This window comes from Leifsonia sp. Root227 (assembly GCF_001428745.1).
Taxonomy (GTDB): domain Bacteria; phylum Actinomycetota; class Actinomycetes; order Actinomycetales; family Microbacteriaceae; genus Leifsonia.
This window is the reverse complement of record NZ_LMIO01000002.1, coordinates 524,989-547,686: the sequence shown is the minus strand read 5'-3', so window position 1 is coordinate 547,686 and position 22,698 is coordinate 524,989. Positions and strand designations below refer to the sequence as shown.

The window sequence follows — 22,698 nt, the reverse complement described above, 5'->3', positions numbered from 1 at the left end:
GGGGATGGGGCAGGGACGGACGGGGTGGGTCAGCCGACGCCGAGGTAGGCCTCTTTGATGGCGGGGTTGGCGAGGAGCTCTTTGCCGGTGCCCGAGTGGGTGATCGAGCCGGTCTCGAGGACGAAGCCGCGGTGGGCGCGGGCGAGCGCCTGGTTGGCGTTCTGCTCGACCAGGAGGATCGTCGTGCCCTGGTTGTTGATCTCGGTGATGATCGAGAAGATCTGCTTGATGAACTGCGGGGCGAGCCCCATCGACGGCTCATCCAGCAGCAGCAACCGCGGGGCGGACATCAGCGCGCGACCGATGGCGAGCATCTGCTGCTCGCCCCCCGACATCGTGCCGCCGACCTGGGTCTTGCGCTCCGCGAGCCGGGGGAACAGGGCGAACACGCGCTCGAAGTCGGCATCCATCCCGCTCCGGTCCTTGCGGCCGAACGCACCCATGTCCAGGTTCTCCAGCACCGTCATGCCGGGGAAGATGCCCCGGCCCTCCGGCGCCTGCGAGATGCCGCGGATCACCCGGATGTGCGCCTTCATCTTCGTGATGTCCTGGCCGTCGAAGGTGATCGACCCCTGCGTCGGGTTCAGGATGCCGGAGATCGTCTTCATCGTGGTCGACTTGCCCGCACCGTTCGCCCCGATCAGGCTGACGATCTCGCCCTCCTCCACCGAGAACGACATGTCGTGGATGGCCTCGATGCGCCCGTACGAGACGCTCACGTTCTTCAGCTCAAGCAACGTCATCTTCAGGCTCTCCCAGGTAGGCGGCGATCACGCGCTGGTCGTTGCGGATCGCGGTCGGAACGTCGTCGGCGAGCTTGCGCCCGAACTCCAGCACGACGATCCGGTCGGTGACGCCCATCACCAGCCGCATGTCGTGCTCGATCAGCAGCACGGTGTATCCGTCTGCCCTGATCGTGCGGATGAGGTCCATCAGGTCCTCTTTCTCCGCGGGGTTGAAGCCGGCGGCCGGCTCGTCCAGGCACAGCACCTTCGGGTCGGTCGCCAGCGCTCTGGCGATCTCGAGCCTCCGCTGGTAGCCGTACGGCAGCTGACGGGATGCGGTGCTCGCCAGGTCGGCGATGCCGACGAACTCGAGCAGCGCCATCCCGCGCTCGATCGCGCTCTTCTCCTCTCTGATGTGCCTGGGCGAGCGCACCAGCGCGCCGGGCACACTCGTGCGGTGCCGTGCGTCCAGCCCCACCACCACGTTCTCCAGCGCGCTCATCTCGCCGAACAGGCGGATGTTCTGGAACGTCCTGGCGAGACCGAGCCGGGTGATCTGGTGCTGCTTCTTACCCTTGATCGACGTGCCTTCGAGCAGCACATCGCCGCTCGTCGGCTTGTAGACACCGGTCATGGCGTTGAAGCAGGTGGTCTTTCCGGCGCCGTTCGGACCGATCAGGCCGAGGATCTCCCCGCGCTTGATGTCGAAGCTCACGTCGTCGAGGGCGAGAAGCCCGCCGAACTTGACCGTGAGGTTCTTCACCTCGACGAGCTTGTCCCCGACCTCGACGGCGATCTCCCTGTCGGGTGCCGCCGCAGCCGCGACCTCGAGGTCCACATCCAGGTCGGCCAGGGCTTCGGCGTCTGCGCCATCCGGAAGGTCGGCGTTGGCCGGCCGTTCTGCATTCGCGTCGCGGGCGTCGGTCATGATGCGCCTCCGTTCGGCGTGGCTGGTGGGGTCACCGGCGCCGTGGGCGCCGGAGACGACGGCGAGGTCGGCGTGCTGCCCGTGCCGGGCGGCGGCGACGGTTTCGTCACCAGGTACTTGTATGCGTTCCTGCCGTAGGCGAGCAGACGCTGCTTCGCCGGCACCAGACCCTTCGCGCGGAAGATCATCAGCACCACCAGGGCGACGCCGAAGATCAGGTACTTGTAGTCGGCGATGGCGGTGAACCGCAGCGGGATGTACGCCACGATCGCGCCACCGAGCAGCGCACCGACCTTGTTGCCCGTGCCGCCCAGCACCACGGCCGCGAGGAACAGGATGGAGGTCTGCACGTCGAACTTCTGGTTGTTCACGAAGCCGACCTGACCGGCGAACAGCGCCCCGGAGAGACCGCCGACGGCGGCGCCGATCGCGAACGCCCACACCTTGTACTTGAAGGTCGGGACGCCCATGATCTCTGCGGCGTCCTCGTCCTCCCTGATGGCGATCCAGGCGCGTCCGACGCGGCTGCGCTCCATGTTGCCGACCAGCAGCAGCACGATGATGATGATCGTGAGCGTCAGCCAGTACCACGGGATGCCGTTCGAGTTCGAGAAGATCGGGATGCCCTTGTCCGTCTCCCCCGGAGGGTGACCGACGTTCTGGAAGCCGACCTGACCCTTCAGCGCCGGGATGATCGTGGCCAGGATGCGCACGATCTCGCCGAAGCCGAGCGTCACGATGGCCAGATAGTCGCCGCGGAGGCGCAGCGTCGGGACGCCGAGCACAACGCCGAAGATCATCGCGACCGCCATCGCCACCGGAATCGTCCAGAGGTACGGGATCTTGGTGAACGGCGAGTCCGGGCTTGTCAGCATGGCCGCCGTGTACGACCCGACAGCGAAGAACGCCACGTAGCCGAGGTCGAGGAGCCCGGCGTAGCCGACCACGACGTTCAGGCCGACAGCGATCAGCGCGTACACCGCCATCGCGAAGCAGGCCAGAGGCCAGTCGTTGCCTGGTTCCGTGGTCAGCGGGAAGAAGTTCAGGTACGGCAGGGCGAAGGCGAGCGCCACCACGATGAGCATCCACAGCCACTGCACCTGGCGAGGCAGGCCGTTCCAGCGGTCGCGGAAGCCCTGCAGTGGGCCGCTCCTCTTGCGTCTGGCCTCCGCCGCATCCGCCGCCTGCTCGCTGCGCGCATCCGGGAGGACCTTGGGTCCGTCTGTCGTGCTCATGCTCTGCTCCTCCCCAGTGAGGTACCGAGGATGCCCGTCGGCTTGACCAGCAGGACGAGCACCAGCACCACGAAGGCGATGACGTCTGTCCACTGGGAGTCGCCCAACAGGATCTGTCCGTAGTTTCCGATCAATCCGAGCAGAAGTCCACCCAGGAGCGCTCCGCGCACGTTGCCGATGCCGCCGAGCACCGCGGCGGCGAACGCCTTGATGCCGAGGACGAAGCCTCCGGTGTAGATCACGCCGGACGGCACGAGCATCACGTAGAACAGGGCGGCCGCTCCGGCGAGGATGCCGCCGAGCACGAACGTGATCACGATGATCCGCTCCTTGTTCACGCCCATCAGGGTCGCGGTGTCCGGGTCCTGAGCGACGGCACGGATGCCGCGGCCGGTGCGGGTGCGCCTGATGAACATGTCGGTCACGATCATCAGGATGACCGCGGCCACGACGATGATGATCGACTGGCTGTTGATGATGGTGCCGAACACGTCGAACACCGGGATCGGCTTGAACATCGTCACCGCTGGCTCGGCGTTCGCGCCGCGGATCACGAAGATCAGCGACTGGATGGCGAACGACGCGCCGATCGCGGTGATGAGGAACGCCAATCGTGGCGCGTTGCGTCTTCGCAACGGCCGGTATGCGATGCGTTCCAGCAGGAACGCGGTGACGGCGGAGGCCACCATGCCGACGAGCAGCGCCAGGAGGATGTCTCCGATGATCGCCGCCAGCGACAGATTCGGGATGGACGGGCCGAAGCCCAGCGACGTGAGGGTGATGACGACGCCGTACGCGCCGACGATGAACACCTCTGAGTGGGCGAAGTTGATCAGGTTCAGCACGCCGTAGACGAGCGTGTATCCGACGGCGATCAGGCCGTAGATGGCCCCGAAGGTGAGGCCGTCGAAGGTCGCGCCCCAGAAGTTCTGTATGAGGGAAGGGACATCGAAATTGATCCAGGAGTTGTCGATGACCGGGTGGAGGACAAGCAATTCGAGCATTCAGGCATCCAGATCGAACGGGAGGGGATCGTACGTGATCCGGTCGGAAGCGGACAAGTGGGACGAGGGATGCGGCGGACGGCGCGGAAGGCCGCCCGCCGCATCCACGTGCTGTGTCGCGCTATCCGATGGTTCCGATCGGGACGATCTTGCCGCCCTCGACCTTGTACCCGTAGACGGTCGGCGCCTGCAGCTCACCGGTGGAATCCCACTTGTAGTGCTTGCTCAGGCCGTCCTTGTCGTAGGACTTGACGAAGTCCTTCAGGTCGGCACGGGTGGTCTTGCCCTGGTCGATGCCGGACAGGAGCACGGTCGCGGCGTCGTAACCCTCGATGGAGTACGTTCCTGGCTCCGCGCTGGCGAGCGTCTTGTACGCCTTCTCGAAGTCCGGGATCAGCTCACCGGGGATGCAGGGGCAGGTGAAGTACGCGTTGCTGGACGCGTCGCCTGCCAGCTTGATGAACTGGTCGTCCTTCACACCGTCCGGCCCGACGAACGTGCCCTCGAAGCCCTTCGCGACGAGCTGCTGGTCGAACGGAGCACCCTCGGCGTAGTAGCCCGAGTAGTAGACCGCATCCGGCTTCGCGTTGATGATCTTCGAGACGACCGCCGAGAAGTCCTTCTGGCCGGTGGTCACCTTGTCGGTGCCGACGAGGGCATCGCCGAGAGCCTTGGAGGTGGTGGTGGCGAGGCCGATTCCGTAGTCGGAGTCGTCCTGGACCAGGTAGACCTTCTTGGCTTCGAGCTTGCCGGTGAGGAACTTCGCCGCTGCAGGTCCCTGCACGGCGTCATTGCCGAGGCCGCGGAAGAACGTCGTCCAGCCGTTCTTCGTCAGGTCGGGGTTGGTCGCGGACGGGGTGATGTGCACCAGGCCCTGCTGCTCGAAGATGTTGCCCGTCGCCTTCGACTCACCGGAGAACGGGAGTCCGACGACACCGACGATGTCGGCTTCGTTGACCGCCTGGGTCACCGGGCCGGTCGCCTTGTTCGGGTCGCCTTCCGTGTCGAACTTCTTGAAGCCGACCTGGCAGCCCTTGTTGGCCTCGTTGTGCTGGTTGATGGCCAGCTGGATGCCGTTGTAGATGTTGATTCCGAGCTGGGCGTTCGGGCCGGTCTCTGCTCCGACGTAGCCGATGGTCAGGCCGGCGGGACAGGTCGCCTTCCCGTCTCCCGCGGGGAGGACGGCGTCCTTCGGGGTGTCGATCGAGGTGATGGCCGGAATGTTGACCTTCGCGCTCGTGTTCGTGGAACCACCCGTGGACGCCTGGTTGGCGCATCCCGCGAGGAACAGCGCGGCTGACGCTGCAACAGCCGCACCGATGATGACTTTCTTTCGTAGCATCTCTTGCCTCTCGACGTGAAATTCGTAACGAAGCGGCGTGGTTGCCTCTTCGCACCACGAATATGTGTGTCGAGAGTACATGCATTGCAACTAATCGCAACGCTCTTTTTGACGGAGATTTACACGATCGAAACCAAATCGGCCCGCCCTGTTCACACCGGTGCTGTCGGGTTAGGCTCGAAAACGGTCGGCGTCGACGACGCGCTGACAGCGCGCACGCGATGCGATCACGATGCGATCACGATGCGAGCACAGTGCGGGCACGACGCGAGCACGCTCGACGAGGAGGCGGCTGGATGGTGGACGACGGGGACGTCTCGATCGTGCGCGTCCCGCTGCCGGAGCGCCTCGGAACGCCGGAGTCCGCCGCCTTCGAAGAGCTCGTCTCCGTGATGAACGGGATCGCGTACGAGCTCTGGGGCAACGACGACTTCGTCTACACGGCGGAGGCGGAGCAGGCATCGTTCCGCGCGCAGGAGTTCCACGAGAAGCTGATCTTCGCCGCGGTGCTCGACGGTGCGATCGTCGGGCGTGTCGTCGTCGACTTCCCACTGGAGGAGGACGCGATCACCGCGACCCTGCTGGTGGATGTGGCTCCCGCGATCCGCGGACGCGGCATCGGGGCGGCGCTGCTCGCGAAAGGCGAGGAGCTCGCGGCCGACGGAGGGCGCACGGCGCTGTCGGCGTACACCGAGCATCCCGTGGGTTCGCTACCGGACGGTGGGGACGTCGTGCGCGCGGCGGCAGGGCCGAGCGGACTGCCTGCGGATGCGCCAGAGGTACGGTTCGCGCTCTCCCACGGCTACCGGCTCGGCCAGATCGAGCGATCGAGCCAGCTCACGCTGCCGCTGCCGTCCGCTACGGCCGACGCGCTGCTCGCGGATGCGGTCGCCCACTCCGGGGGCTACCGGACCATCAGCTGGTGGCGGCGCACCCCCGACGAGTTCGCCGAGGCGTTCGCCGCGCTCAAAGAGCGGATGACGACCGACGTGCCGCAGGCCGGCATCGCACTCGACGACGAAGCCTGGACGCCGGAGCGCGTCCGGCAGCACGAGGACGAGCTGTCGGGGCGGGGAGAGCCACTGCTGGTGACGGTCGCCCAGCACATCCAGAGCGGCGAGCTGGCGGCGTACACAGAGATCGCCGTTCCGGACGACGGCGACAAGGCGGAGCAGTACGACACGCTGGTTGCCGCAGCCCACCGCGGAAGGCGACTCGGCACGCTGGTGAAGCTGGAGAACCTGCGGCGCCTCGGCGGCCTGGCCCCGCGCATCCACCGGCTGCTGACCTGGAACGCCGACGAGAACACCCCGATGCTCGCGGTCAACGACGCCTTCGGCTTCCGCCCGCACGCCCTGACCGGCAATTGGCAGAAGACACTCCCCTGACGAACGCGCGCTGCTGCTGCTGCCCGCCTTCTCCGTCCGAACGGACAATGCGCCGCATTCGGCCACCATCTCCGTCCGGAAGGAGATTCGGACGGCATGTCGGGCGAGGTGTCCTGCGTTGCGTACAACAGGAGTCTCCGCGCGACACGCCCGCCCGGCTCTCCGTTCGGAAGGAGAATCGGGTGACCTGCGGCCGATTATCCGTTCGGAAGGAGATTCCGGGGGGGGTGGGGTGGGCGGCGTAAGCAGAGGGTGCTAGGCGCGCAGGCGCTGGCAGCGCGGGCAGAAGTGGGAGGAGCGGTTCATGAACTGCTCGCGCACGATCGGGGTGCCGCAGCGCGGGCACGGCTTGCCCTGCTGACCGTAGGCGTTGAGGCTGTGCGAGAAGTACCCGGAGGCGCCGTTCACGTTGACGTACTGGGCGTCGAAACTCGTACCGCCCTCCGCCAGCGCCTTCTGCAGCACCAGGCGCACCTCGGCCAGCAGGCTCCGGATGCGCGGACGCGACAGGGACGACGCCGGCTGGGCGTAGTGCAGCTTGGCCGCCCACAGTGCCTCGTCCGCGTAGATGTTGCCGATGCCGCTGATCAGGGTCTGGTCGAGGAGTGCGCGTTTGATGCCGGTGTTCTTGCGGGACAGCGCCGCACTGAACGCGGCGTCGTCGAATGCGGGGTCGAGCGGGTCGCGGGCGATGTGGCTGACCTGCGACGGCACGAGCGGCTCGTCCGTTCCGAGGCCGCCCGGAGCGCCGTCCGCGGTCGGGACGAGCGCATCCACCGCCATCGAGCCGAAGATGCGCTGGTCGACGAAGTTGACCCAGAGCTCGCCGTAGCCCGGCTGCTCGATGTGCAACCGGATGCGCAGCAGCCCGTTCTCCACGGTGCCGGGCTCCCGGAGGAGGATCTGACCGCTCATGCCCAGGTGCGCGACGATCGCTGACCGCCGCTCGAAGCCCGCACCGGCAGCGGCAGCACCGGCAGCATCAGCAGCACCAGCGTCACCAGCAGCGCCCTCTGGCGCGAGCGGAATCCACAGGAACTTTCCGCGCCGCGCGGGCGTCTGCATCGTCCGCCCGGAGAGGAGCACATCGAACGCTCCAGCGACAGGGTCGTGGCGTTTCAGAGAGCGCGGTTCGAAGACCTCGACCCCGAGGATGGTCGCACCGGCGACGGCAGGCGCGAGGCCCGCCCGGACGACCTCAACCTCGGGAAGCTCTGGCACGTCGCTGCGTCAGGGTGGTCCAGGCGCTGAGCGCCGCCGCCATCTCTGCCTGCTTCTTGCTCGTGCCGTCTCCGCTCGCCGTGACGAGCGTTCCGACCGACACGGTGGCGTGGAACGTCTTGGAGTGGTCTGGCCCGCTGTTGGTGACCGTGTAGACGGGCGCGCCCGCTCCCCTGTGCGCCGCAGCCTCCTGGAGGCTGGTCTTCGGATCCATCGCCGCGCCGAACCTCTCAGGGTCGTCGAGCAGCGGCTCGATCAGACGCAGCACAAGGGCGGTCGCCTCTTCGCCGCCCGCGTGCAGGTACGCGGCGCCGATGATCGCCTCGACCGTGTCGGCGAGGATGGACGCCTTCTCGCGCCCACCGCTCTGGTTCTCGCCTCGGCCGAGCAGCAGGTACTCGCCGAGTCCGATGCTGCGGGCGACTTCCGCCAGAGCGACGGAGCTGACGAGGCTGGCGCGCCGCTTGGCGAGGTCGCCCTCGTCGAGCTGCGGGTTCTCCACGAACAGCTTGACGGTCACAGCCTGCCCGAGGATCGAGTCGCCGAGGAACTCCAGGCGCTCGTTGTTCGGGATGCCGCCGTGCTCGTACGCGTACGAACGATGGGTCAGCGCAAGCTCGAGAAGCTCGGGGCCGATGTCGACTCCGAGCTTCTCGATGAGTTCTGTGCGCGCGACCGACTCTGCGGTCATCGCACGACTCCGTTCGTCACGCGGACGATCAGACGTCGGCGACCTTGCGGCCCTTGTACTCCATGAACAGGGCGGTGCCTGCGGAGTCCTCGACGACCTTCGCGCGGTGCGGCAGGCTGTACGTGACCTTGCCGCCCTCGACGGTCTTGACGAGCGTGGGGACCTCGGCCTTCCACTGCGAACGACGGGCGTGCGTGTTGGCGCGTGACTTCTTCCGCTTCGGAACAGCCATGGTTATCTCTCTTCTCTGTTACTGCTGCTGGTGGATTCAGTGGTGTCGGAAGCCTGGAAGGCCGCGAGCGCAGACCATCGAGGATCGACGGTCCCTGTGGCTTCGCGGTCCGGCACATCCGCCAGCCGCTCCCCTGACTCTGGGTCGAGTCCTGGGCAGTCTGGCCGGCACACCGGCTGAAACGGCAGTGACAGCACTACCGCGTCCCTGATCAGAGGTTCAAGATCCACGTGGTCGTCGTGAACCTCAAAATCAAAAGCTTCGTCAGAAGAATACGCGAAAAGTTCCTGGATATCGACTTTGACAGGCTGTTCGATGTCGGTGAGGCATCGTCCGCAGACGCCGACGGCCGTCGATTCGGCCTCAGCGGTCACCAGAATGCCCTCGTGCATCGACTCGAGCCTGAGGTCGAGATCGATGGTCGCGCCCGCAGGGACGCTCACCAGCCCTTCGCCCATCTTCTCGCCGACCGGCAGCTGGATGCGCTGCTCGCGCATCTCCCCTGGGCGGTGGATGATGTCGTACACATTGACGGTGTACGGCGTCGTTCTGAACTTGGTCACGAGCGACTATTTTACGCGGGTCTTCCTGTGTTCGGGGCCGGAGACCACCCGGCTGGGATGAGAGACACAGGAATGAGCGCCGCCTTGATCCTGAGTGCGGCCCCCGCCTGCGCTTCGAGGGCGGTCAGCACGCGCTGCAGATCGTCGCCGAGACCGACGGCGGTCGCTCTGGTCGGCGGCCCGTACGCATCCCGTTCTCGCACCGTGAGCAGGCGCAGCACGGCGTCCTCCCCCGGCGTTCCCGCCACAGCGGCGGCGACCCGCGAGGCGAACACGCGAGGCGTCTCCGTCGTCGGCACACTCCAGCCCAGGTCGCGGGCCGTGTCGCGCAGTTCGTCCCAGGCGACGGATGCTCCACCCCACTCGTCGCTCAGCTTTCTGAGCCTGTTCCTGCGTCTCAGCCTGCGCAGCACGGCGGGGGTGAGCAGGAGCGCGACGATCAGGAGGGCGACGCCGACACCGGAGATGACCGGCTGCAGGGTGGACGGCGCCGTGGCGCCGGTCGGGCTGCCGAGGTTCGCAGGGTCGGTGGGCACGAGCGCCTTCACGCCGGCGGTCGAGGTCGAGGTCGAACCGGGAGCTGCCGAGGTCTGGGGTGCGTCCGGACGGGTGTAGCTGGGGATGGTCCCCCTGCCGACCGTCGGCTCGAACGCCACCCAGCCGACGCCTGCGAAGTACAGCTCCGGCCAGGCGTGCAGGTCGTCGCTCGTCACCGTGTACTGGCCGGGGTTGTTCGCCGCTCCGCCGCTGGTCGCGCCAGGCAGGTAGCCCTCCGCGACCCTGGACGGGATGCCGAGCGTGCGGGCCATCAGCGCCATCGCGGACGCGAAGTGCACGCAGTACCCGCTCTTGACCTGCAGGAACTTGGCGATCACCCGGCCGCCGTCCCCGTCGTACCCCTGCTTGAGCGGCGTCTGCGTCGAGTACGTGAATCCGTTGTCGCGGAAATAGTCCTGCAGCGCGACGGCCTTGTCGTACTCGGAGACCGCCCCCTGCGTCGCTGTGACAGCAGTGGATGCGATGATCGCCGGCAGATCGGGCGGCAGGAACAGGTCGCGCTCGACGGAGGCCGGCACGAATCCGCCGGCGGCCTGGAGCTGGTCCGCCGTCGGCTGCAGGATGAGGCTGGTCGCCGTGTACTTCTGGCCCTGGGTCGTGGTGTTGATCGCGCCGACCGTGAGGTCGTCAGGGTCCCACGACCAGGTGCCGTTGAGACCGCTCACGCCCTGCACCGGGTACGGGACGGGCAGCCAGCGGCTCTGCATGTTGTCGATCTCGACCTTGGTCGTGATCTTCGTCGTCGCGACGGTGTCGGACAGCCCGAACACCGGGCCGATCGTGTTGCCGCTCGGCAGGCGCTTGGTGTCGCGCTCCCTGTGCTTCCAGACGCTCCCGGTGAACTGGTCGAGCGAGGCGAGCTTGAGGTACTGCCCGGTGGATGCGGTTGTCGTGTAGGTGAGCGCACGCACCGCGGCCGGTCTGCGCAGGTCTTTGCCGAGGTCGATCAGCGGGGTGACCGTGCCGCCGATGGAGATGCCGCCTGCGGTGAACGACGTCGCCCCTCCCCTGTCGAAGCCGGGAGCGGTGCCGCCCAGGATGAGAGCGACGATCACCGCGGACGCCGAGATGGCGAGGGATGCGGTCGGCCGCGGCGTGCCAGGCCGCCTGGTCCGCACATCGCAGCGCAGCAGCCAGAGGAAGGCGGCGGCGGACGCGGCGAGCGCGAACGGGTCGAGGCCGTCTCCGAGCAGCGCGCCGGGGACGACGAGCACGATGCCGACGCCGATCGCGGTGAACGCAGGGGCGCGCAGCGCGATGGCGAGGGTGTCGAGGAGGACGGCGAGGACGCATCCACCGCCGACCACCAGGAACATGAACTCCGGGAGGCTGTCGGCCGGAGTGCCCTGCTGGTAGATCGAGAGCATCGCCTGGTTGGCGTAATCGCCCCACACCGAGAACGTGCGCGGTGTCGGGATGAGGCCGAGCAATCCGGTGCCGCGCCCGAAGGCGACCGTCATCAGCATCGCGCCCTCGACGATCAGGAGCACGGGGACGAGGCGTCTGCTGACACCGAGGTTGCGGAGGCCGGCGCCGGTGACGAGCAGAAGCGCGGCGGAGGACACCAGCGCGAACCACCAGCCCGCACCCTGGATCAGGCCGACCAGCGCGAAGCTGACGGCGACCACCTGCAGCAGCAGCGCGGCCGTCAGGCGCCAGTATCCCTGCTTACGCGCTCTGGCGATGGGCAGCGACCCCGCGAAGGCCTGTTCGCTAGCCACGGCTCACCTCGGCTCTGCGGCGTCCGAGGGCGCGCTGCCAGCTGTCCGCAGGGTCGTCTCCCCCTGCGAATGGCACGCAGAGCCACCCCGCGTCGGTGAGGACCTCCTCCACCTCGGCAGGGGCAGACGCACCGATGAACGCGACGGCCGGGTCGCACATCGACCGAACGGCAGCGAGCGCGCCGAGCTCGTTGAGCGCTCCTCCGATGAGGATCGCGAAGACCGGCACCGCTCGGCCGGAGCGCCGCAGCCCGGCGGCGAGCTCCGCGACGGCGTCGTCGCGGGGCACGTCGCTCGGCTCGACGGCGGCGAGGTCCGAGAGCAGCAGCCTGTCAGCGCTGCCGACGTCGTACGTCGGCGTCGCCGCACCTAGGGTGCCCGTCCTGCCCGCTCCGCTCCTTCCGGAGAGCTGGCGAGGCCCTGTCTCGACGACGCTCACCACGAATCCCTCGTCGAGGAGGTGCACGCCGATGGAGGCGACCAGTTCCACCAGCGTCTCGAACTCCGCATCCGGCGCGGCCGTGTCCCTGGTGTCTGCGATCAGCCAGGCCTCCGGATTGCTGCGCCTCTCCTCCTGGCGCACCATGAGCTTGTCGTGCTTGGCCGTCGCCCTCCAGTGCACGCGGCGGAGCGGATCGCCCGGCCGGTACTCCCTGGCGATCAGCTCGTCGGCGCTCGGGATGCTGTGGCGCAGCAGCTCGTGCTCCGTGCCCTCGCTGCGCGCGACGTCGAGGTCGCCGCCTGGCAGCGCCGTCACGCGCGGGGTGACGACGAACTGCTTCGGCTGGCCGAGCGCGTACTCGGCGTACGCCAGCCCGAACGGGTCGGCCCTGCTGACGATGAACGGGCCGATGGGATGCGATCCCCTGTGCCTGGCGCGCACATCCTGTCGCAACACGATCGTGTCCCTGCCGTGGCTCACCGTCGCCTGGTGGGCGCCGAGGCGCGGGAACGGGGCGAGGCCCTGGACGCCGACCGCCGCGGGGGCCGACTCGCGCCAGGCGGCCGCCGGGCTCGGCCGCGGCGACTCGTTGCGTGCTGTCGTCACGACGGTCGCGGTCTCGCCTGCTGCCACGATGTCGGGGTGGAAGCTGCGCGTCACCGTCAGTCGCGGCCTGTCGATGGTCACCGAGATCATCGCCGCGAGGGGCAGCACCGTGAGGAACAGCCCGACGAACAGCACGTCCGTCCTGCCGAGTGCCACCGACGCGACGAGGGCGACGACGCCGACCGAGAACAGCGCCCACCCTCTGGCGGTCGGTCTGGGCTTCCTGACCGGCGACGAGGATCGGACGCGCCCCGGCATCGGTCAGCCGGCCTGTCCCGCCCTGGCGGGCCGTGACGCGCCGGCGGCGGTGCCCGATGCCCCGCCGATCGCACCGGAGCCCACAGGCACGGGGGTCGCCGCGACGATCCTGCGCACGATGTCGGCGATCACAGGAGCGCTCTCGTGGTGGTGGCCGAGCGCGCGGCTCGTCGGCAGCAGCCGGTGGCCGAGCACGGGGACGGCGAGGGTGTCGATGTCGTCCGGCAGCACGAAGTCGCGGCCGTCGAGCGCCGCCATCGCCTTCGCCGCCCGCACGAGCTGCAGGGTGGCCCTCGGGCTCCCTCCGAGGCGCAGGTCCCTGTCCTCGCGGGTCGCGCGCACGATGTCGACCGCGTACTGCTTGACCGGCGTCGAGGCGAACACGCTGCGCGCCGTCGCCATCATCGCCCTCAGCTCGTCCGAAGTGACGACGGGGCCGATCCTGGACAGCGGGCTGGAGGTGTCCCTGGTGGTGAGCATCGCGAGCTCGGAGGCGTCGTCGGGGTAGCCCATCGCGATCCGCGCCATGAAACGGTCGCGCTGCGCCTCCGGGAGCGCGTACGTGCCCTCCATCTCGACGGGGTTCTGCGTTGCGACCACGATGAACGGTGCGCTGAGCGGGTATGTCGAACCGTCGACGGTGACCTGCCGCTCCTCCATGCACTCCAGCAGTGCCGACTGCGTCTTCGGGCTCGCCCGGTTGATCTCGTCGCCGATGACGATGTTCGCGAACACCGCGCCCGGCTTGAACTCGAAGCGCCGTTCTGCCTGGTTGTACACCGAGACGCCTGTGACGTCGCTCGGCAGCAGGTCTGGCGTGAACTGGATGCGGCTGACCGTGCAGTCGACCGATTTGGCCAGCGACTTCGCCAGCATCGTCTTGCCCACGCCAGGCACGTCCTCGATGAGCAGGTGTCCCTCGGCGAGCAGCACGGTCAGTGCGGTCTGCACCGCTTCGTGCTTCCCGTCGATGACGGATTCGACATTGGCGGTGATCTGCGCTGCGGCGCGCCTCAGCTCGTCGAGGTCCATCCCTGTCGTCTGCTCGGCCTCGTCGGGGGCGACAGAGGATTCGGTCGGCTGGCGCGTCGCGTAACTGTTCATGTCTCCTGCAAATACTCGTAGACGGCGGTGGGGACGTATGGACTCACGTCACCCCCGAGCGCGGAGACCTGGCGCACGAGAGAGCTGGAGACGTGGGCGTTGGCGGGGTTCGGCAGGATGAAGACGGTCTCGACGGCCGCGAGGTGCCTGTTGACGATCGCCATCGGCGTCTCGTACGCCACATCCACCTGGGAACGGATGCCCTTGACGAGCACGTGGGCTCCCACATCCGTGCAGTAGTCGACCAGCAGGCCGACGCTCCAGGATGCGACGACGATGTTCCCGACGATCCCGGCGTCCTCGATCGAGCGCTCGATGAGAGAGACGCGCTGGGCGATGGGCAGGAGGGCGCTCTTGTCCGGGTTGTGCACGACGAGCACGTGGACCTCGTCGAACAGGCCCGCGGCGCGTTCGATGACGTCGAGGTGCCCGAGGGTGACCGGGTCGAACGATCCAGGGACAACGGCGATCCTGTTCATAGACCTTCAGACTATCCCGCCGTACCCGGCATTTCGTTGTGAATCCGTTACCAAAGTACGGCGTGGTCGTCGCCCCCTTCCGGGGGTCACGCCGGGGCGCCTGGCAGCGATCAGGACTTGCCGAGGAAGGCGCGCTCGCTCTCGTCCAGCCGCCTCGCCAGGGCAGCAGCCAGCGCGGGATGCGCGGCCAGCCCTCCGTCGTCGTCGAGCGTCTCCTGCGCCGCCGTCCTCGCCTCCTGGATCAGCTCGCCGTCGGAGACGACGCGCAGCAGGCGCAGCGACGACCTGCCGCCGGACTGGCGGCTGCCGAGCACGTCGCCCTCGCGACGCAGCTCCAGGTCGATGTTGGCGAGCTCGAAGCCGTCGAGCGTCGCCGCGACCGCCTCCACTCTCTCCCTGGCGAGCGTCTCCTGCTCGGCCGACGTGACCATCAGGCAGAGCCCTGGCACGCCGCCTCGGCCGACCCGGCCGCGGAGCTGATGCAGCTGGGAGACGCCGAACCGGTCCGCGTCGAGGATCACCATCGCCGACGCGTTCGGCACGTCCACCCCCACTTCGATGACGGTGGTGGCGACGATCAGGTCGAGGTCGCCTGCGGCGAACGCGCGCATCGTCTCGTCCTTGGCGTCGCTCGTGAGCTTGCCGTGGAGCATCCCGATCCGTGCATCCCTGAACAGCGGGTCAGCACGCACCTGGGCCGTGACCGACTCGACGTTGGCGATGGGCCGTGCCGGTGCGCCGTCCTCGTCCTGCCCTGCGTCCTCTCCGTCGTCCTCGCGGTCCTTCGCGGTGATCGCCGGGCACACCACGAAGACCTGCCTGCCCTTGCCGATCTCCTCGGCGGCGCGTTCCCAGATCCGCCGCTCCCAGCCAGGGCGGTCGGCCAGCGGCACGACGAAGCTCTCGATGCCCTGCCGTCCGGCCGGCAATTGCGCGATGGTCGACACGTCCAGGTCGCCGAACACAGTCATCGCGACCGTGCGCGGGATGGGCGTCGCCGTGAGCACGAGGACGTGCGGCGGCGTTCCGCCCTTCGCTCGCAGTGCCTCCCGCTGCTCGACGCCGAACCTGTGCTGCTCGTCCACGACGACGAGCCCGAGGTCGAAGAACGTCACGGCGTCGCCCAGCAGGGCGTGCGTGCCGACCACGATGCGGGACTGACCGGACACCGTGCGCAGCAGGGCCTTCTTGCGCTCGGCGGTCGAGAGCTGCCCGGTGAGCAGGGTGGGCATCAGCTGGGCGGCGAGGTCGGGGCCCAGCATCTTCACGATGGAGCGCAGGTGCTGCGCAGCGAGCACCTCTGTGGGTGCGAGCATGGCTGCCTGCCCACCGGAGTCCGCGACGGCCAGCATCGCCCGCAGCGCCACCAGGGTCTTGCCCGATCCGACCTCGCCCTGCACCAGCCTGTGCATGGGCGCGGTGTCCGCGAGGTCGCGCGCGATCTCCGCGCCGACCGTCGCCTGGTCGGCGGTGAGCTCGAACGGCAGGGTCGCATCCAGCCGGTCGAGGAAGCCGCCCTGCTTCGCCGTGCGCGGGGTCGCGGCGACGGCCCTCGACGCCGCCCGCTGCTGCAGCAGCGCCGCCTGCAGCACGAACGCCTCGTGGAAGCGCAGCGTGTCGCGGGCCCGCTGCCACTGCGAATCCTTCTCCGGGCGGTGCATGTACTCGAACGCCGTGCGCAGCCCGAGCAGGCCGCGCTCTGCCACGATCCTGGCCGGCACGGGGTCTGGGACGTCGGTGAGCGCATCCAGGGCGAGGGCGACAGCCTTCTGCACCTGCCAGCTCGCCACCGTTCCGGTGGCCGGGTAGATCGGGATGGGGGTCTGCGCCCAGTTCTTGGCGGCCGCACTGCCGGGCACCACGGCGTTCTCCGCATCCGGCTCGAACAGCTCGTAGTCGGGATGAGCGAGCTGGAGTGCGCCCCGGTAGTCGGACACCTTGCCGGCGAAGATGCCGCGCACGCCCGGAACCAGCTCCTTGGACCGCCACGCCTGGTTGAAGAACGTGAGGGTCAGGATGCCCTCCCCGTCCGTGATCTTCACCTCCAGGATGGAGCCGCGACGAGCGCGCATCGGGCGCTCCTGCACCCGGATGACCTCGGCGACGATGGTCACGTTCTCGTCGAGCGGCAGGTTCGCCAGCGCGGTCAGCTCGCCGCGCTTGGCGTACCGGCGCGGGTAGTGGCTGAGCAGATCGGCGACCGTGCGCATCCCGAACGCCTTCTCGAACGCCGAGGATGTGCGTCCGCCGAGGACCCCGCTCAGCCGGGAGTCGAGACTGATCGCACCATCGACGGCCGGTGCGGAAACGGAACTCATGGTTCGATCGTATGCGTCGCATCCGTCAGTGCGGCGAGCTCGGCGGCGACGGCCTCGTCTTCCGGGCGTTCGTCGGCGAGCGCCCGCACGATCCGTTCGGCCTCGTGGATGCGCCCGAGCTCGCGCAGACAGCGCGCGACGGTCCACTCGGACGCGAAGCGCTGCTCGTCCGTTCCATACGCGCGGGCGGCGTCCACGGCGGCCTCGAACTCGGCGAGCGCCGACACCGGAGTGCCCTCCTCGAACAGCCGCCAGCCGCGATTGTTGTGCAGCGCGACGGACCAGCGCAGCGTGCGAGGGTCACTCGCGCCGGAGAGGAGGTCGAACGCCTCGGCCGTCCACCGCTCGGAGCGCTCGGGGTCGGAGATGGCCAGCATGTGCGCCGCGTCGACGGCAAGGAAGGTCTCCCCCTCGCGCCTGGCCGCGTCGAGCGCGTCCTCGAACAGCGCCGTCGCCTCTGCCGCGCGCCCGGCGGAGTTGCGCAGCCGGCCGCGTTCGAGCAGCACGCGCACGCCCAGGGTGTCCGTCGCAGGACCGAGGAGATCGAGCAGGGCGTCGGCTTCGTCGTAGCGTCGCTGCAGGCCGAGCGCCCGCGCCCGCTGCGTCTCGAGCTCCGCTCTGACCAGCTCCGGTCGATGCGGTTCCGCAGCAGCTGCCGCGAAGCGATCGGCGGAGGCGACGGGGTCGTCGAAGTTCCAGATGGCATCGAGTTCGGCCTGTTCCAGGCGATCTACCATCCCACCATCTTGGCCGTCCCTGCCACGCTGCCGCTAGGCTCGAAATGCCATGACACGTATCGTCGCCGGTTTCGCCGGCTCGCTCAGCCTGCAGGTTCCGAAGACCGGGACCCGCCCGACGAGCGACAGGGTGCGCGAGGCGATCTTCTCCGCGCTCGACGCGCGCGACGCCATCCGCGGCGCGCGGGTGCTCGACCTGTTCGCCGGGTCAGGGGCGCTCGGGCTGGAGGCGGCGAGCCGCGGGGCGACCCATGTGACCCTGGTGGAGAAGAACCCAGACGCCGCCCAGGTCTGCCGGCGCAACGCGCAGGCGGTCGCCAAGGCGGCTCCGCGCTACGCCGTGCCCGTCATCGAGGTGCGCGGCGCCGCCGTGCAGAGCTATCTGGGCAGCACAGGCTCCACATACGATCTGGTCTTCATCGACCCGCCGTACGACGTGGACGACGACGAACTGCTCGCGGTGCTGACCTCGCTCGTGCCACGGCTCGCTCCGCACGCGACGGTGTGCGTGGAGCGCAGCACCCGCACCCCGGAGCCGACGATGCCCGCCGGGCTCGTCGTCGAGCGGCGCAAGGACTACGGGGACACCGCGCTCTACTGGGTCGAACCGGACTGAGCCTACGGGTGCAGCGACGCACTCAGCCCGCGTTGCCGTCCCACCCGTCGTACGGGTCCCAGCCTCCGCGCGCGTCGAACGCACGCCCCGCGACGAGCACGCCGTCTCCGTCGCGCACCGTCCCGATCGCGCGGAAGCCGCCGGGCAGCACCGTCCCGGCAGGGAACGTGGCGAGCAGGCCGTGGTCTTCTCCCCCGGTGAGCGCAGACTGCGCGTCATCGCCGAGCGCGGCGGGGTCGATGTCGATGGCCACCCCACTCGCCAGCGCGACCCTGCGCGCGTCGAGCGCGAGCCCGTCGCTCAGGTCCAGCATCGCCGTCGCCCCCGCGATGGCGGCGAGCGGCCCGTCCTGGATGGGCGGCTCGGGACGCAGCTGGGCGGTCACCGCATCCGGATGCGCCGCCAGCACCTCCACGAAGCGTGCGCGGTCCGGCTCCCCCGTCTCGTCGACCGCGCGCTCGAACAGCAGGCGCAGCCCCGCTCCCGCCCGGCCGAGCGGACCGGACACGGCCACCGTGTCGCCGGCACGCGCCCCGCTGCGCAGCACGGGCGCGCGCCCTTCCAGGTCGCCGAACGCCGTCACCGCGATCGTGAGCGTGTCCGACGCAGACAGGTCACCTCCGACCACGCCGCATCCGGGGGCGAGGGCGGCGCAGGCATCTCGGAGGCCGTCCGCGATGCGCTCCAGGTCGGCCACCGGCGTGCTCGCCGGGGCGGCGATGGCGACGACGAGGGCGGTGGGCACGGCGCCCATCGCCGCAACATCAGACAGGTTGGTCGCTGCCGCCTTCCAGCCGAGGTCGTACGGCGCAGACCAGGCGAGGCGGAAGTCGGGGCCGTGCACCATCATGTCCGTGGTGACGACGTAGCGGCCGTCCGGCGCAGCGAGCACGGCGGCATCGTCGCCAGGGCCGACGATCGTGGCAGTGGACGCGGGAAGCCGGGGGAAGACCCGCTTCAGGGCTTCGACCTCCGACGCCTCCCCGATGGTCGCTCCTGCGGTTCCGCTCCCAGACATCGTCATGCATCAAACGGTAGCCTGAAACCGATGTCCACCCGTCACCGCGCCCAGCGTCGCACCTCAGCCGTCCTCACGATCGTCCTCGGCGCAGGCATCGCCCTCGCAGGGTGCACGCCGATCGTCTCGCTCCAGCCGGCGGCCGACGCCAACGACCCCGGATGCGCGGAGGTCAGCGTCCGTCTGCCGGACAGCGTGGCCGGCAAGGCGGAGCGGCAGACCGACGCACAGGCGACGGGCGCGTGGGGCGACCCGACGTCCGTGCTGCTCCGCTGCGGCGTGCCGCCGATCGGCCCGACCACCAAGCCGTGCGTCTCGGTGAACGGCGTCGACTGGGTGCTGATGACCGACCCGGATGCGAAGACGATCGTCTACCAGACCTTCGGCCGCACGCCGGCGACCGAGGTCGTCATCGACCACGTCTCCGGCGTCTCCGACTCCGCGGTCCTCCCCGAGTTCGCCAGCGCCATCCAGACCATCACGCAGACGAGCAAGTGCCTCTCGACTCTGGACACGTCGCTCACGCCGACGCCCACGCCCACCCCCACGCCCTAGCAGGCGGGAGCGCAGTTACGCGGCGGCGCGGGTGAGGGCGACGTCGATGAGCTCGTCGATGAGCGCAGGGTACGAGAGCCCTGACTCCTGCCAGCAGCGCGGGAACATCGAGATCGGCGTGAAGCCGGGCATCGTGTTGATCTCATTGATGACGAAACCGTCCGCCGTGAGGAAGAAGTCGACGCGCGCGAGACCCGCTCCCCCGATCGCGTCGAACGCCCGGGCGCCGAGCTCCTGCATCGTGGCCAGCTCCTCCGCGGTCAGGTCGGCGGGGCAGACCAGGTCGATACCTGGCGCATCCAGGTATTTCGCCTCGAAGTCGTAGAAGTCGCGGCCGGTGACCACGATCTCCCCGGCGACGGATGCGCGGGTCGCCTGCCCTGGACGGCCGCCGAGCACCGCGATCTCCACCTCGCGCCCGACCAGCCCGGACTCGATCAGCACGCGGTCGTCCTCGGCGAAGGCCGTCTCGATGGCCGCGTCGAGCTGCGCCCAGTCGGACACCTTGCTCACGCCGACGCTGGAGCCGGCGCGTGCCGGCTTCACGAACGCCGGAAGGCCGAGTTCCGTCGCGGTCGCGCGGACCGCATCCTGGTCGGTGCGCCACTCGTACGCCGTGACCGTCCGCCACGGGGCGACGGGGATGCCCGCCTGCTGCAGCACGGTCTTGGTGAAGTGCTTGTCCATCCCGAGCGAGCTGGCGAGCACGCCGCTGCCGACGTACGGCAGGTCGACGAGTTCGAGCATCCCCTGGATGGTGCCGTCCTCTCCCCACGGTCCGTGCAGGATCGGGAACACCAGGTCGACGTCGCCGAGCGAGCGGGTCTCGCCGTTCTCGGTGACGGTCAGCTCGCGCGTCGCGGCCGACTCCGGCCAGTGGATGCGCGTGCCGTTGTCCTCGACGGCCGGCAGCTTCTCAGCGTTCAGAGCGAACAGCGCCGCGTCGTCCGGCTGCAGGGTGAAGGCACCGTCGCGGGTGATTCCGACCGGGATGACGTCGTAGCGGGCGCGGTCAATTGCGCCCAGCACCCCCGCCGCCGTTGCGCAGCTGATCGAATGCTCGCTTGAACGCCCCCCGAAGAGAAGCACGACCGCGAGTCTGTCCGTCATCCGTTGTCCTTTCACCCTGAGGTTCGTCCGAATCGGTGGTCAGATGCGGCGCGATGTCTTTCGGATCGAGCGTACCGGCAAGCACCTGGCTCACCTGCCGCACGATGGGCATGTCCACTCCGCGGGCCTCCGCGAGGGTGAGGATGGGGGCGACGGACGCCAGGCCCTCTGCGGTCTGGTTCATCTGCTTCACGACGTCGTTGAAGCTGTAGCCCTGTCCGAGGAGCCGTCCTGCCGTGTTGTTGCGGCTGAGCGACGATTCGCAGGTGGCGATGAGGTCGCCGAGCCCCGCGAGGCCGGAGAGCGTTACGGCCTCCGCGCCGTATGCCACGGCGAAGTCGGTCATCTCGACCAGCCCGCGGGTGATGATCGACGCCTTGGTGTTCTCGCCGTATCCGACGCCGTCGACGATGCCGATGGCTACGGCGATGAGGTTCTTGAGCACGCCGCCGAACTCCGTTCCGATCACGTCGGTGTTCACGAAGCTGCGGAAGTACCGGTTCGTGGCGGCCATCGCCACCGCCTGCGCGGTCTCCAGGCTGACCGACGAGACGACGGCGGCCGTCGGCTGCTCGCGGGCGATCTCCAGCGCCAGATTGGGGCCGGACGCCACGGCGATGCGCTCCAGCTCGATCGGCAGCCCCTGGGCGATCACCTCGCTCATCCGGAGGCCCGTGCCCTTCTCGACGCCCTTCATCAGGCTGACGACGATCGTGGACGGGCCGAGGTACAGGGCGATGGCCTCCAGGTTGGAGCGCAGGGTCTGGCTCGGGATGGAGACGAAGACGAGTTCTGCGTCCCGCATCGCGTCGGCCAGCTTGGAGGTGGCCTTGAGGGTGCGCGGGAGGTTGATGCCCTCGAGGTAGTCGCTGTTGCGCTTCACCTCGTTGATCTCGCGGGCCAGTTCCGGCCTGCGCGCCCACAGCGTCACGTCCGCCCCGCCGTCGGCGAGGATCTTCGCGAACGTCGTTCCCCAGCTTCCTGCGCCGAGGACGGCGATCTTGCGGGGGGCGACGACGGGGCGTCTGGCAGAACTAGCCTTCAAAACGGCCGGTCTCCTTCTGGTCGTGCTCGGCGGGGTTCCACCTGGTGGCAGGCGCCTTCTCGCCGCGGAGGTCTTCCAGCAGCGCGGTGATGGCGTCCATGATGACGGCGGTCGCTTCGTTCAGCGTCGCCGCGTCGAGGTTACGGCCTCGGAACGCGGACAGGTCGACCGGATCGCCGATCTTCACGTCGATCGTCTTGCGCGGGAAGAAGCTGATCTTCTTGCCGTAGCGCGCCATGACCTGCTGCGTTCCCCAGTGGGCGACGGGGATCACCGGCAGGTCGTTCTCCAGCGCCATGCGGGCGGCGCCGGTCTTGCCGCGCATCGGCCACATGTCGGGGTCCCGGGTGAGCGAGCCCTCCGGGTAGATGATGACGATGCGCCCGTCGCGCACGATCTCCTTGGCCGCGGTGAGCGGCGCTGAGCCGCGCGACGTGCCGGCGCGCTCGACCGGCACCTGACCGGACTTGCGCAGGAACCAGCCGACCACCGGGATGCGGAACAGGCTGCCCTTGGCGAGGAACCGCGGCATCCTCCCGAGCTTCCAGCTCACCATCCCGATCATCACCGGGTCGATCTCGCTGTAGTGGTTGGGAGCGACGACATACGCTCCGCGCCGTGGCAGCTTTTCGCCGTCCACGATGCGGAAGCGCGCGGCGATGCTCATGATCGGGATCACGATCCCGGCGAGCACCCAGAAGATCGACGGGGTGCTCGTCTCCTTGCGCGGAAGCTTTGCGGCGCGCCCTGTCACGGGTTTGCTCGAATCGGACACCGGGTTCTGCTCTGAAGAGGGTCGGGA

The 22,698-nt window shown here is 68.9% G+C and carries 22 protein-coding genes; 3 read left to right on the top strand and 19 right to left on the bottom strand.

Going from position 1 to position 22,698, the window contains the following annotated elements:
- Positions 1-29 precede the first annotated feature (29 nt).
- From ASE16_RS07465 to ASE16_RS07445, 5 genes are all read right to left on the bottom strand, one after another.
- Entirely contained in the window at positions 30-737 is a 708-nt protein-coding gene (locus ASE16_RS07465; RefSeq protein ID WP_402851620.1) for an ABC transporter ATP-binding protein, read from the bottom strand.
- Positions 730-1,653, bottom strand: a complete 924-nt coding sequence (locus ASE16_RS07460; protein ID WP_055893035.1) for an ABC transporter ATP-binding protein — start codon at positions 1,651-1,653, stop codon at positions 730-732. Before ASE16_RS07460 ends, ASE16_RS07465 begins: the two co-directional genes overlap by 8 nt.
- Complete coding sequence (locus ASE16_RS07455) at positions 1,650-2,888, bottom strand: branched-chain amino acid ABC transporter permease (protein WP_055893034.1); 1,239 nt, start codon at positions 2,886-2,888, stop codon at positions 1,650-1,652. The genes ASE16_RS07460 and ASE16_RS07455 overlap by 4 nt, the downstream gene beginning before the upstream one ends.
- On the bottom strand, positions 2,885-3,892 hold the full coding sequence (locus ASE16_RS07450; RefSeq protein ID WP_055893030.1) for a branched-chain amino acid ABC transporter permease: 1,008 nt from the start codon (positions 3,890-3,892) through the stop codon (positions 2,885-2,887). The genes ASE16_RS07455 and ASE16_RS07450 overlap by 4 nt, the downstream gene beginning before the upstream one ends.
- A 121-nt stretch (positions 3,893-4,013) precedes the next feature.
- Positions 4,014-5,234 (bottom strand): branched-chain amino acid ABC transporter substrate-binding protein, encoded by a 1,221-nt coding sequence (locus ASE16_RS07445; RefSeq protein ID WP_055893026.1) that lies wholly within the window; start codon positions 5,232-5,234, stop codon positions 4,014-4,016.
- A gap of 296 nt (positions 5,235-5,530) precedes the next feature.
- On the opposite strand from ASE16_RS07445, the gene ASE16_RS07440 reads away from it, so the two are divergent.
- Complete coding sequence (locus tag ASE16_RS07440) at positions 5,531-6,622, top strand: GNAT family N-acetyltransferase (protein ID WP_055893022.1); 1,092 nt, start codon at positions 5,531-5,533, stop codon at positions 6,620-6,622.
- Positions 6,623-6,877: 255 nt separating this feature from the next.
- On the opposite strand, the gene mutM is transcribed toward ASE16_RS07440, so the two are convergent.
- From mutM to ASE16_RS07390, 10 genes are all read right to left on the bottom strand, one after another.
- Positions 6,878-7,843 (bottom strand): bifunctional DNA-formamidopyrimidine glycosylase/DNA-(apurinic or apyrimidinic site) lyase, encoded by a 966-nt coding sequence (gene mutM, locus ASE16_RS07435; protein WP_055893019.1) that lies wholly within the window; start codon positions 7,841-7,843, stop codon positions 6,878-6,880.
- Positions 7,821-8,534, bottom strand: a complete 714-nt coding sequence (gene rnc, locus ASE16_RS07430) for a ribonuclease III (protein ID WP_055893015.1) — start codon at positions 8,532-8,534, stop codon at positions 7,821-7,823. Before rnc ends, mutM begins: the two co-directional genes overlap by 23 nt.
- Positions 8,535-8,562: 28 nt before the next feature.
- Positions 8,563-8,766, bottom strand: a complete 204-nt coding sequence (gene rpmF / locus ASE16_RS07425) for a 50S ribosomal protein L32 (protein WP_055893012.1) — start codon at positions 8,764-8,766, stop codon at positions 8,563-8,565.
- A gap of 2 nt (positions 8,767-8,768) precedes the next feature.
- Positions 8,769-9,329 carry a YceD family protein gene (locus ASE16_RS07420; RefSeq protein WP_055893009.1) on the bottom strand — a complete coding sequence of 187 codons (561 nt, stop codon included), beginning with the start codon at positions 9,327-9,329 and terminating at the stop codon, positions 8,769-8,771.
- A gap of 11 nt (positions 9,330-9,340) precedes the next feature.
- Positions 9,341-11,608 (bottom strand): transglutaminaseTgpA domain-containing protein, encoded by a 2,268-nt coding sequence (locus tag ASE16_RS07415; protein ID WP_055893006.1) that lies wholly within the window; start codon positions 11,606-11,608, stop codon positions 9,341-9,343.
- Complete coding sequence (locus ASE16_RS07410; protein WP_055893004.1) at positions 11,601-12,914, bottom strand: DUF58 domain-containing protein; 1,314 nt, start codon at positions 12,912-12,914, stop codon at positions 11,601-11,603. Before ASE16_RS07410 ends, ASE16_RS07415 begins: the two co-directional genes overlap by 8 nt.
- A 3-nt stretch (positions 12,915-12,917) precedes the next feature.
- Positions 12,918-14,018 (bottom strand): AAA family ATPase, encoded by a 1,101-nt coding sequence (locus ASE16_RS07405; protein ID WP_055893001.1) that lies wholly within the window; start codon positions 14,016-14,018, stop codon positions 12,918-12,920.
- Positions 14,015-14,497 (bottom strand): pantetheine-phosphate adenylyltransferase, encoded by a 483-nt coding sequence (gene coaD, locus ASE16_RS07400; RefSeq protein ID WP_055892998.1) that lies wholly within the window; start codon positions 14,495-14,497, stop codon positions 14,015-14,017. Before coaD ends, ASE16_RS07405 begins: the two co-directional genes overlap by 4 nt.
- Before the next feature lie 110 nt (positions 14,498-14,607).
- On the bottom strand, positions 14,608-16,815 hold the full coding sequence (locus tag ASE16_RS07395) for an ATP-dependent DNA helicase RecG (protein ID WP_055892994.1): 2,208 nt from the start codon (positions 16,813-16,815) through the stop codon (positions 14,608-14,610).
- A complete protein-coding gene (locus tag ASE16_RS07390) occupies positions 16,812-17,552 on the bottom strand; it encodes a hypothetical protein (RefSeq protein ID WP_200949588.1) in 741 nt (246 codons plus the stop codon). Before ASE16_RS07390 ends, ASE16_RS07395 begins: the two co-directional genes overlap by 4 nt.
- 49 nt (positions 17,553-17,601) lie before the next feature.
- Between ASE16_RS07390 and rsmD the strand changes: the two genes are divergently transcribed.
- Positions 17,602-18,168, top strand: a complete 567-nt coding sequence (gene rsmD, locus ASE16_RS07385) for a 16S rRNA (guanine(966)-N(2))-methyltransferase RsmD (RefSeq protein ID WP_055892992.1) — start codon at positions 17,602-17,604, stop codon at positions 18,166-18,168.
- Between the two features lie 22 nt (positions 18,169-18,190).
- Here the strand turns inward: rsmD and thiL are convergent, their stop codons facing one another.
- On the bottom strand, positions 18,191-19,192 hold the full coding sequence (thiL, locus tag ASE16_RS07380) for a thiamine-phosphate kinase (protein ID WP_055892989.1): 1,002 nt from the start codon (positions 19,190-19,192) through the stop codon (positions 18,191-18,193).
- A gap of 24 nt (positions 19,193-19,216) precedes the next feature.
- Here thiL and ASE16_RS07375 point away from each other — a divergent pair, with 24 nt between their 5' ends.
- A complete protein-coding gene (locus ASE16_RS07375; RefSeq protein WP_055892986.1) occupies positions 19,217-19,741 on the top strand; it encodes a DUF3515 family protein in 525 nt (174 codons plus the stop codon).
- Between the two features lie 15 nt (positions 19,742-19,756).
- Here the strand turns inward: ASE16_RS07375 and ASE16_RS07370 are convergent, their stop codons facing one another.
- The 3 genes from ASE16_RS07370 to ASE16_RS07360 are packed head-to-tail and all read right to left on the bottom strand — an operon-like array spanning position 19,757 to position 22,671.
- A complete protein-coding gene (locus ASE16_RS07370) occupies positions 19,757-20,851 on the bottom strand; it encodes a D-alanine--D-alanine ligase family protein (protein ID WP_055892983.1) in 1,095 nt (364 codons plus the stop codon).
- Positions 20,754-21,896, bottom strand: coding sequence for an NAD(P)H-dependent glycerol-3-phosphate dehydrogenase (locus ASE16_RS07365; protein WP_055892981.1), 1,143 nt, complete (start codon positions 21,894-21,896; stop codon positions 20,754-20,756). The genes ASE16_RS07370 and ASE16_RS07365 overlap by 98 nt, the downstream gene beginning before the upstream one ends.
- On the bottom strand, positions 21,886-22,671 hold the full coding sequence (locus tag ASE16_RS07360; RefSeq protein ID WP_402851617.1) for a lysophospholipid acyltransferase family protein: 786 nt from the start codon (positions 22,669-22,671) through the stop codon (positions 21,886-21,888). The genes ASE16_RS07365 and ASE16_RS07360 overlap by 11 nt, the downstream gene beginning before the upstream one ends.
- Positions 22,672-22,698: the final 27 nt, after the last annotated feature.

Excerpts from the sequence above, each read along its gene's own strand:
- ASE16_RS07375 (WP_055892986.1), top strand. The coding sequence starts at position 19,217 with ATGTCCACCCGTCACCGCGCCCAGCGTCGCACCTCAGCCGTCCTCACG.
- ASE16_RS07405 (WP_055893001.1), bottom strand. The coding sequence starts at position 14,018 with ATGAACAGTTACGCGACGCGCCAGCCGACCGAATCCTCTGTCGCCCCC.
- ASE16_RS07455 (WP_055893034.1), bottom strand. The coding sequence starts at position 2,888 with ATGAGCACGACAGACGGACCCAAGGTCCTCCCGGATGCGCGCAGCGAG.
- ASE16_RS07370 (WP_055892983.1), bottom strand. The coding sequence starts at position 20,851 with ATGACGGACAGACTCGCGGTCGTGCTTCTCTTCGGGGGGCGTTCAAGC.
- rsmD (WP_055892992.1), top strand. The coding sequence starts at position 17,602 with ATGACACGTATCGTCGCCGGTTTCGCCGGCTCGCTCAGCCTGCAGGTT.
- ASE16_RS07440 (WP_055893022.1), top strand. The coding sequence starts at position 5,531 with ATGGTGGACGACGGGGACGTCTCGATCGTGCGCGTCCCGCTGCCGGAG.
- thiL (WP_055892989.1), bottom strand. The coding sequence starts at position 19,192 with ATGACGATGTCTGGGAGCGGAACCGCAGGAGCGACCATCGGGGAGGCG.
- coaD (WP_055892998.1), bottom strand. The coding sequence starts at position 14,497 with ATGAACAGGATCGCCGTTGTCCCTGGATCGTTCGACCCGGTCACCCTC.
- ASE16_RS07450 (WP_055893030.1), bottom strand. The coding sequence starts at position 3,892 with ATGCTCGAATTGCTTGTCCTCCACCCGGTCATCGACAACTCCTGGATC.
- ASE16_RS07445 (WP_055893026.1), bottom strand. The coding sequence starts at position 5,234 with ATGCTACGAAAGAAAGTCATCATCGGTGCGGCTGTTGCAGCGTCAGCC.
- ASE16_RS07410 (WP_055893004.1), bottom strand. The coding sequence starts at position 12,914 with ATGCCGGGGCGCGTCCGATCCTCGTCGCCGGTCAGGAAGCCCAGACCG.
- ASE16_RS07395 (WP_055892994.1), bottom strand. The coding sequence starts at position 16,815 with ATGAGTTCCGTTTCCGCACCGGCCGTCGATGGTGCGATCAGTCTCGAC.
- rnc (WP_055893015.1), bottom strand. The coding sequence starts at position 8,534 with ATGACCGCAGAGTCGGTCGCGCGCACAGAACTCATCGAGAAGCTCGGA.
- ASE16_RS07390 (WP_200949588.1), bottom strand. The coding sequence starts at position 17,552 with ATGGTAGATCGCCTGGAACAGGCCGAACTCGATGCCATCTGGAACTTC.
- rpmF (WP_055893012.1), bottom strand. The coding sequence starts at position 8,766 with ATGGCTGTTCCGAAGCGGAAGAAGTCACGCGCCAACACGCACGCCCGT.
- ASE16_RS07460 (WP_055893035.1), bottom strand. The coding sequence starts at position 1,653 with ATGACCGACGCCCGCGACGCGAATGCAGAACGGCCGGCCAACGCCGAC.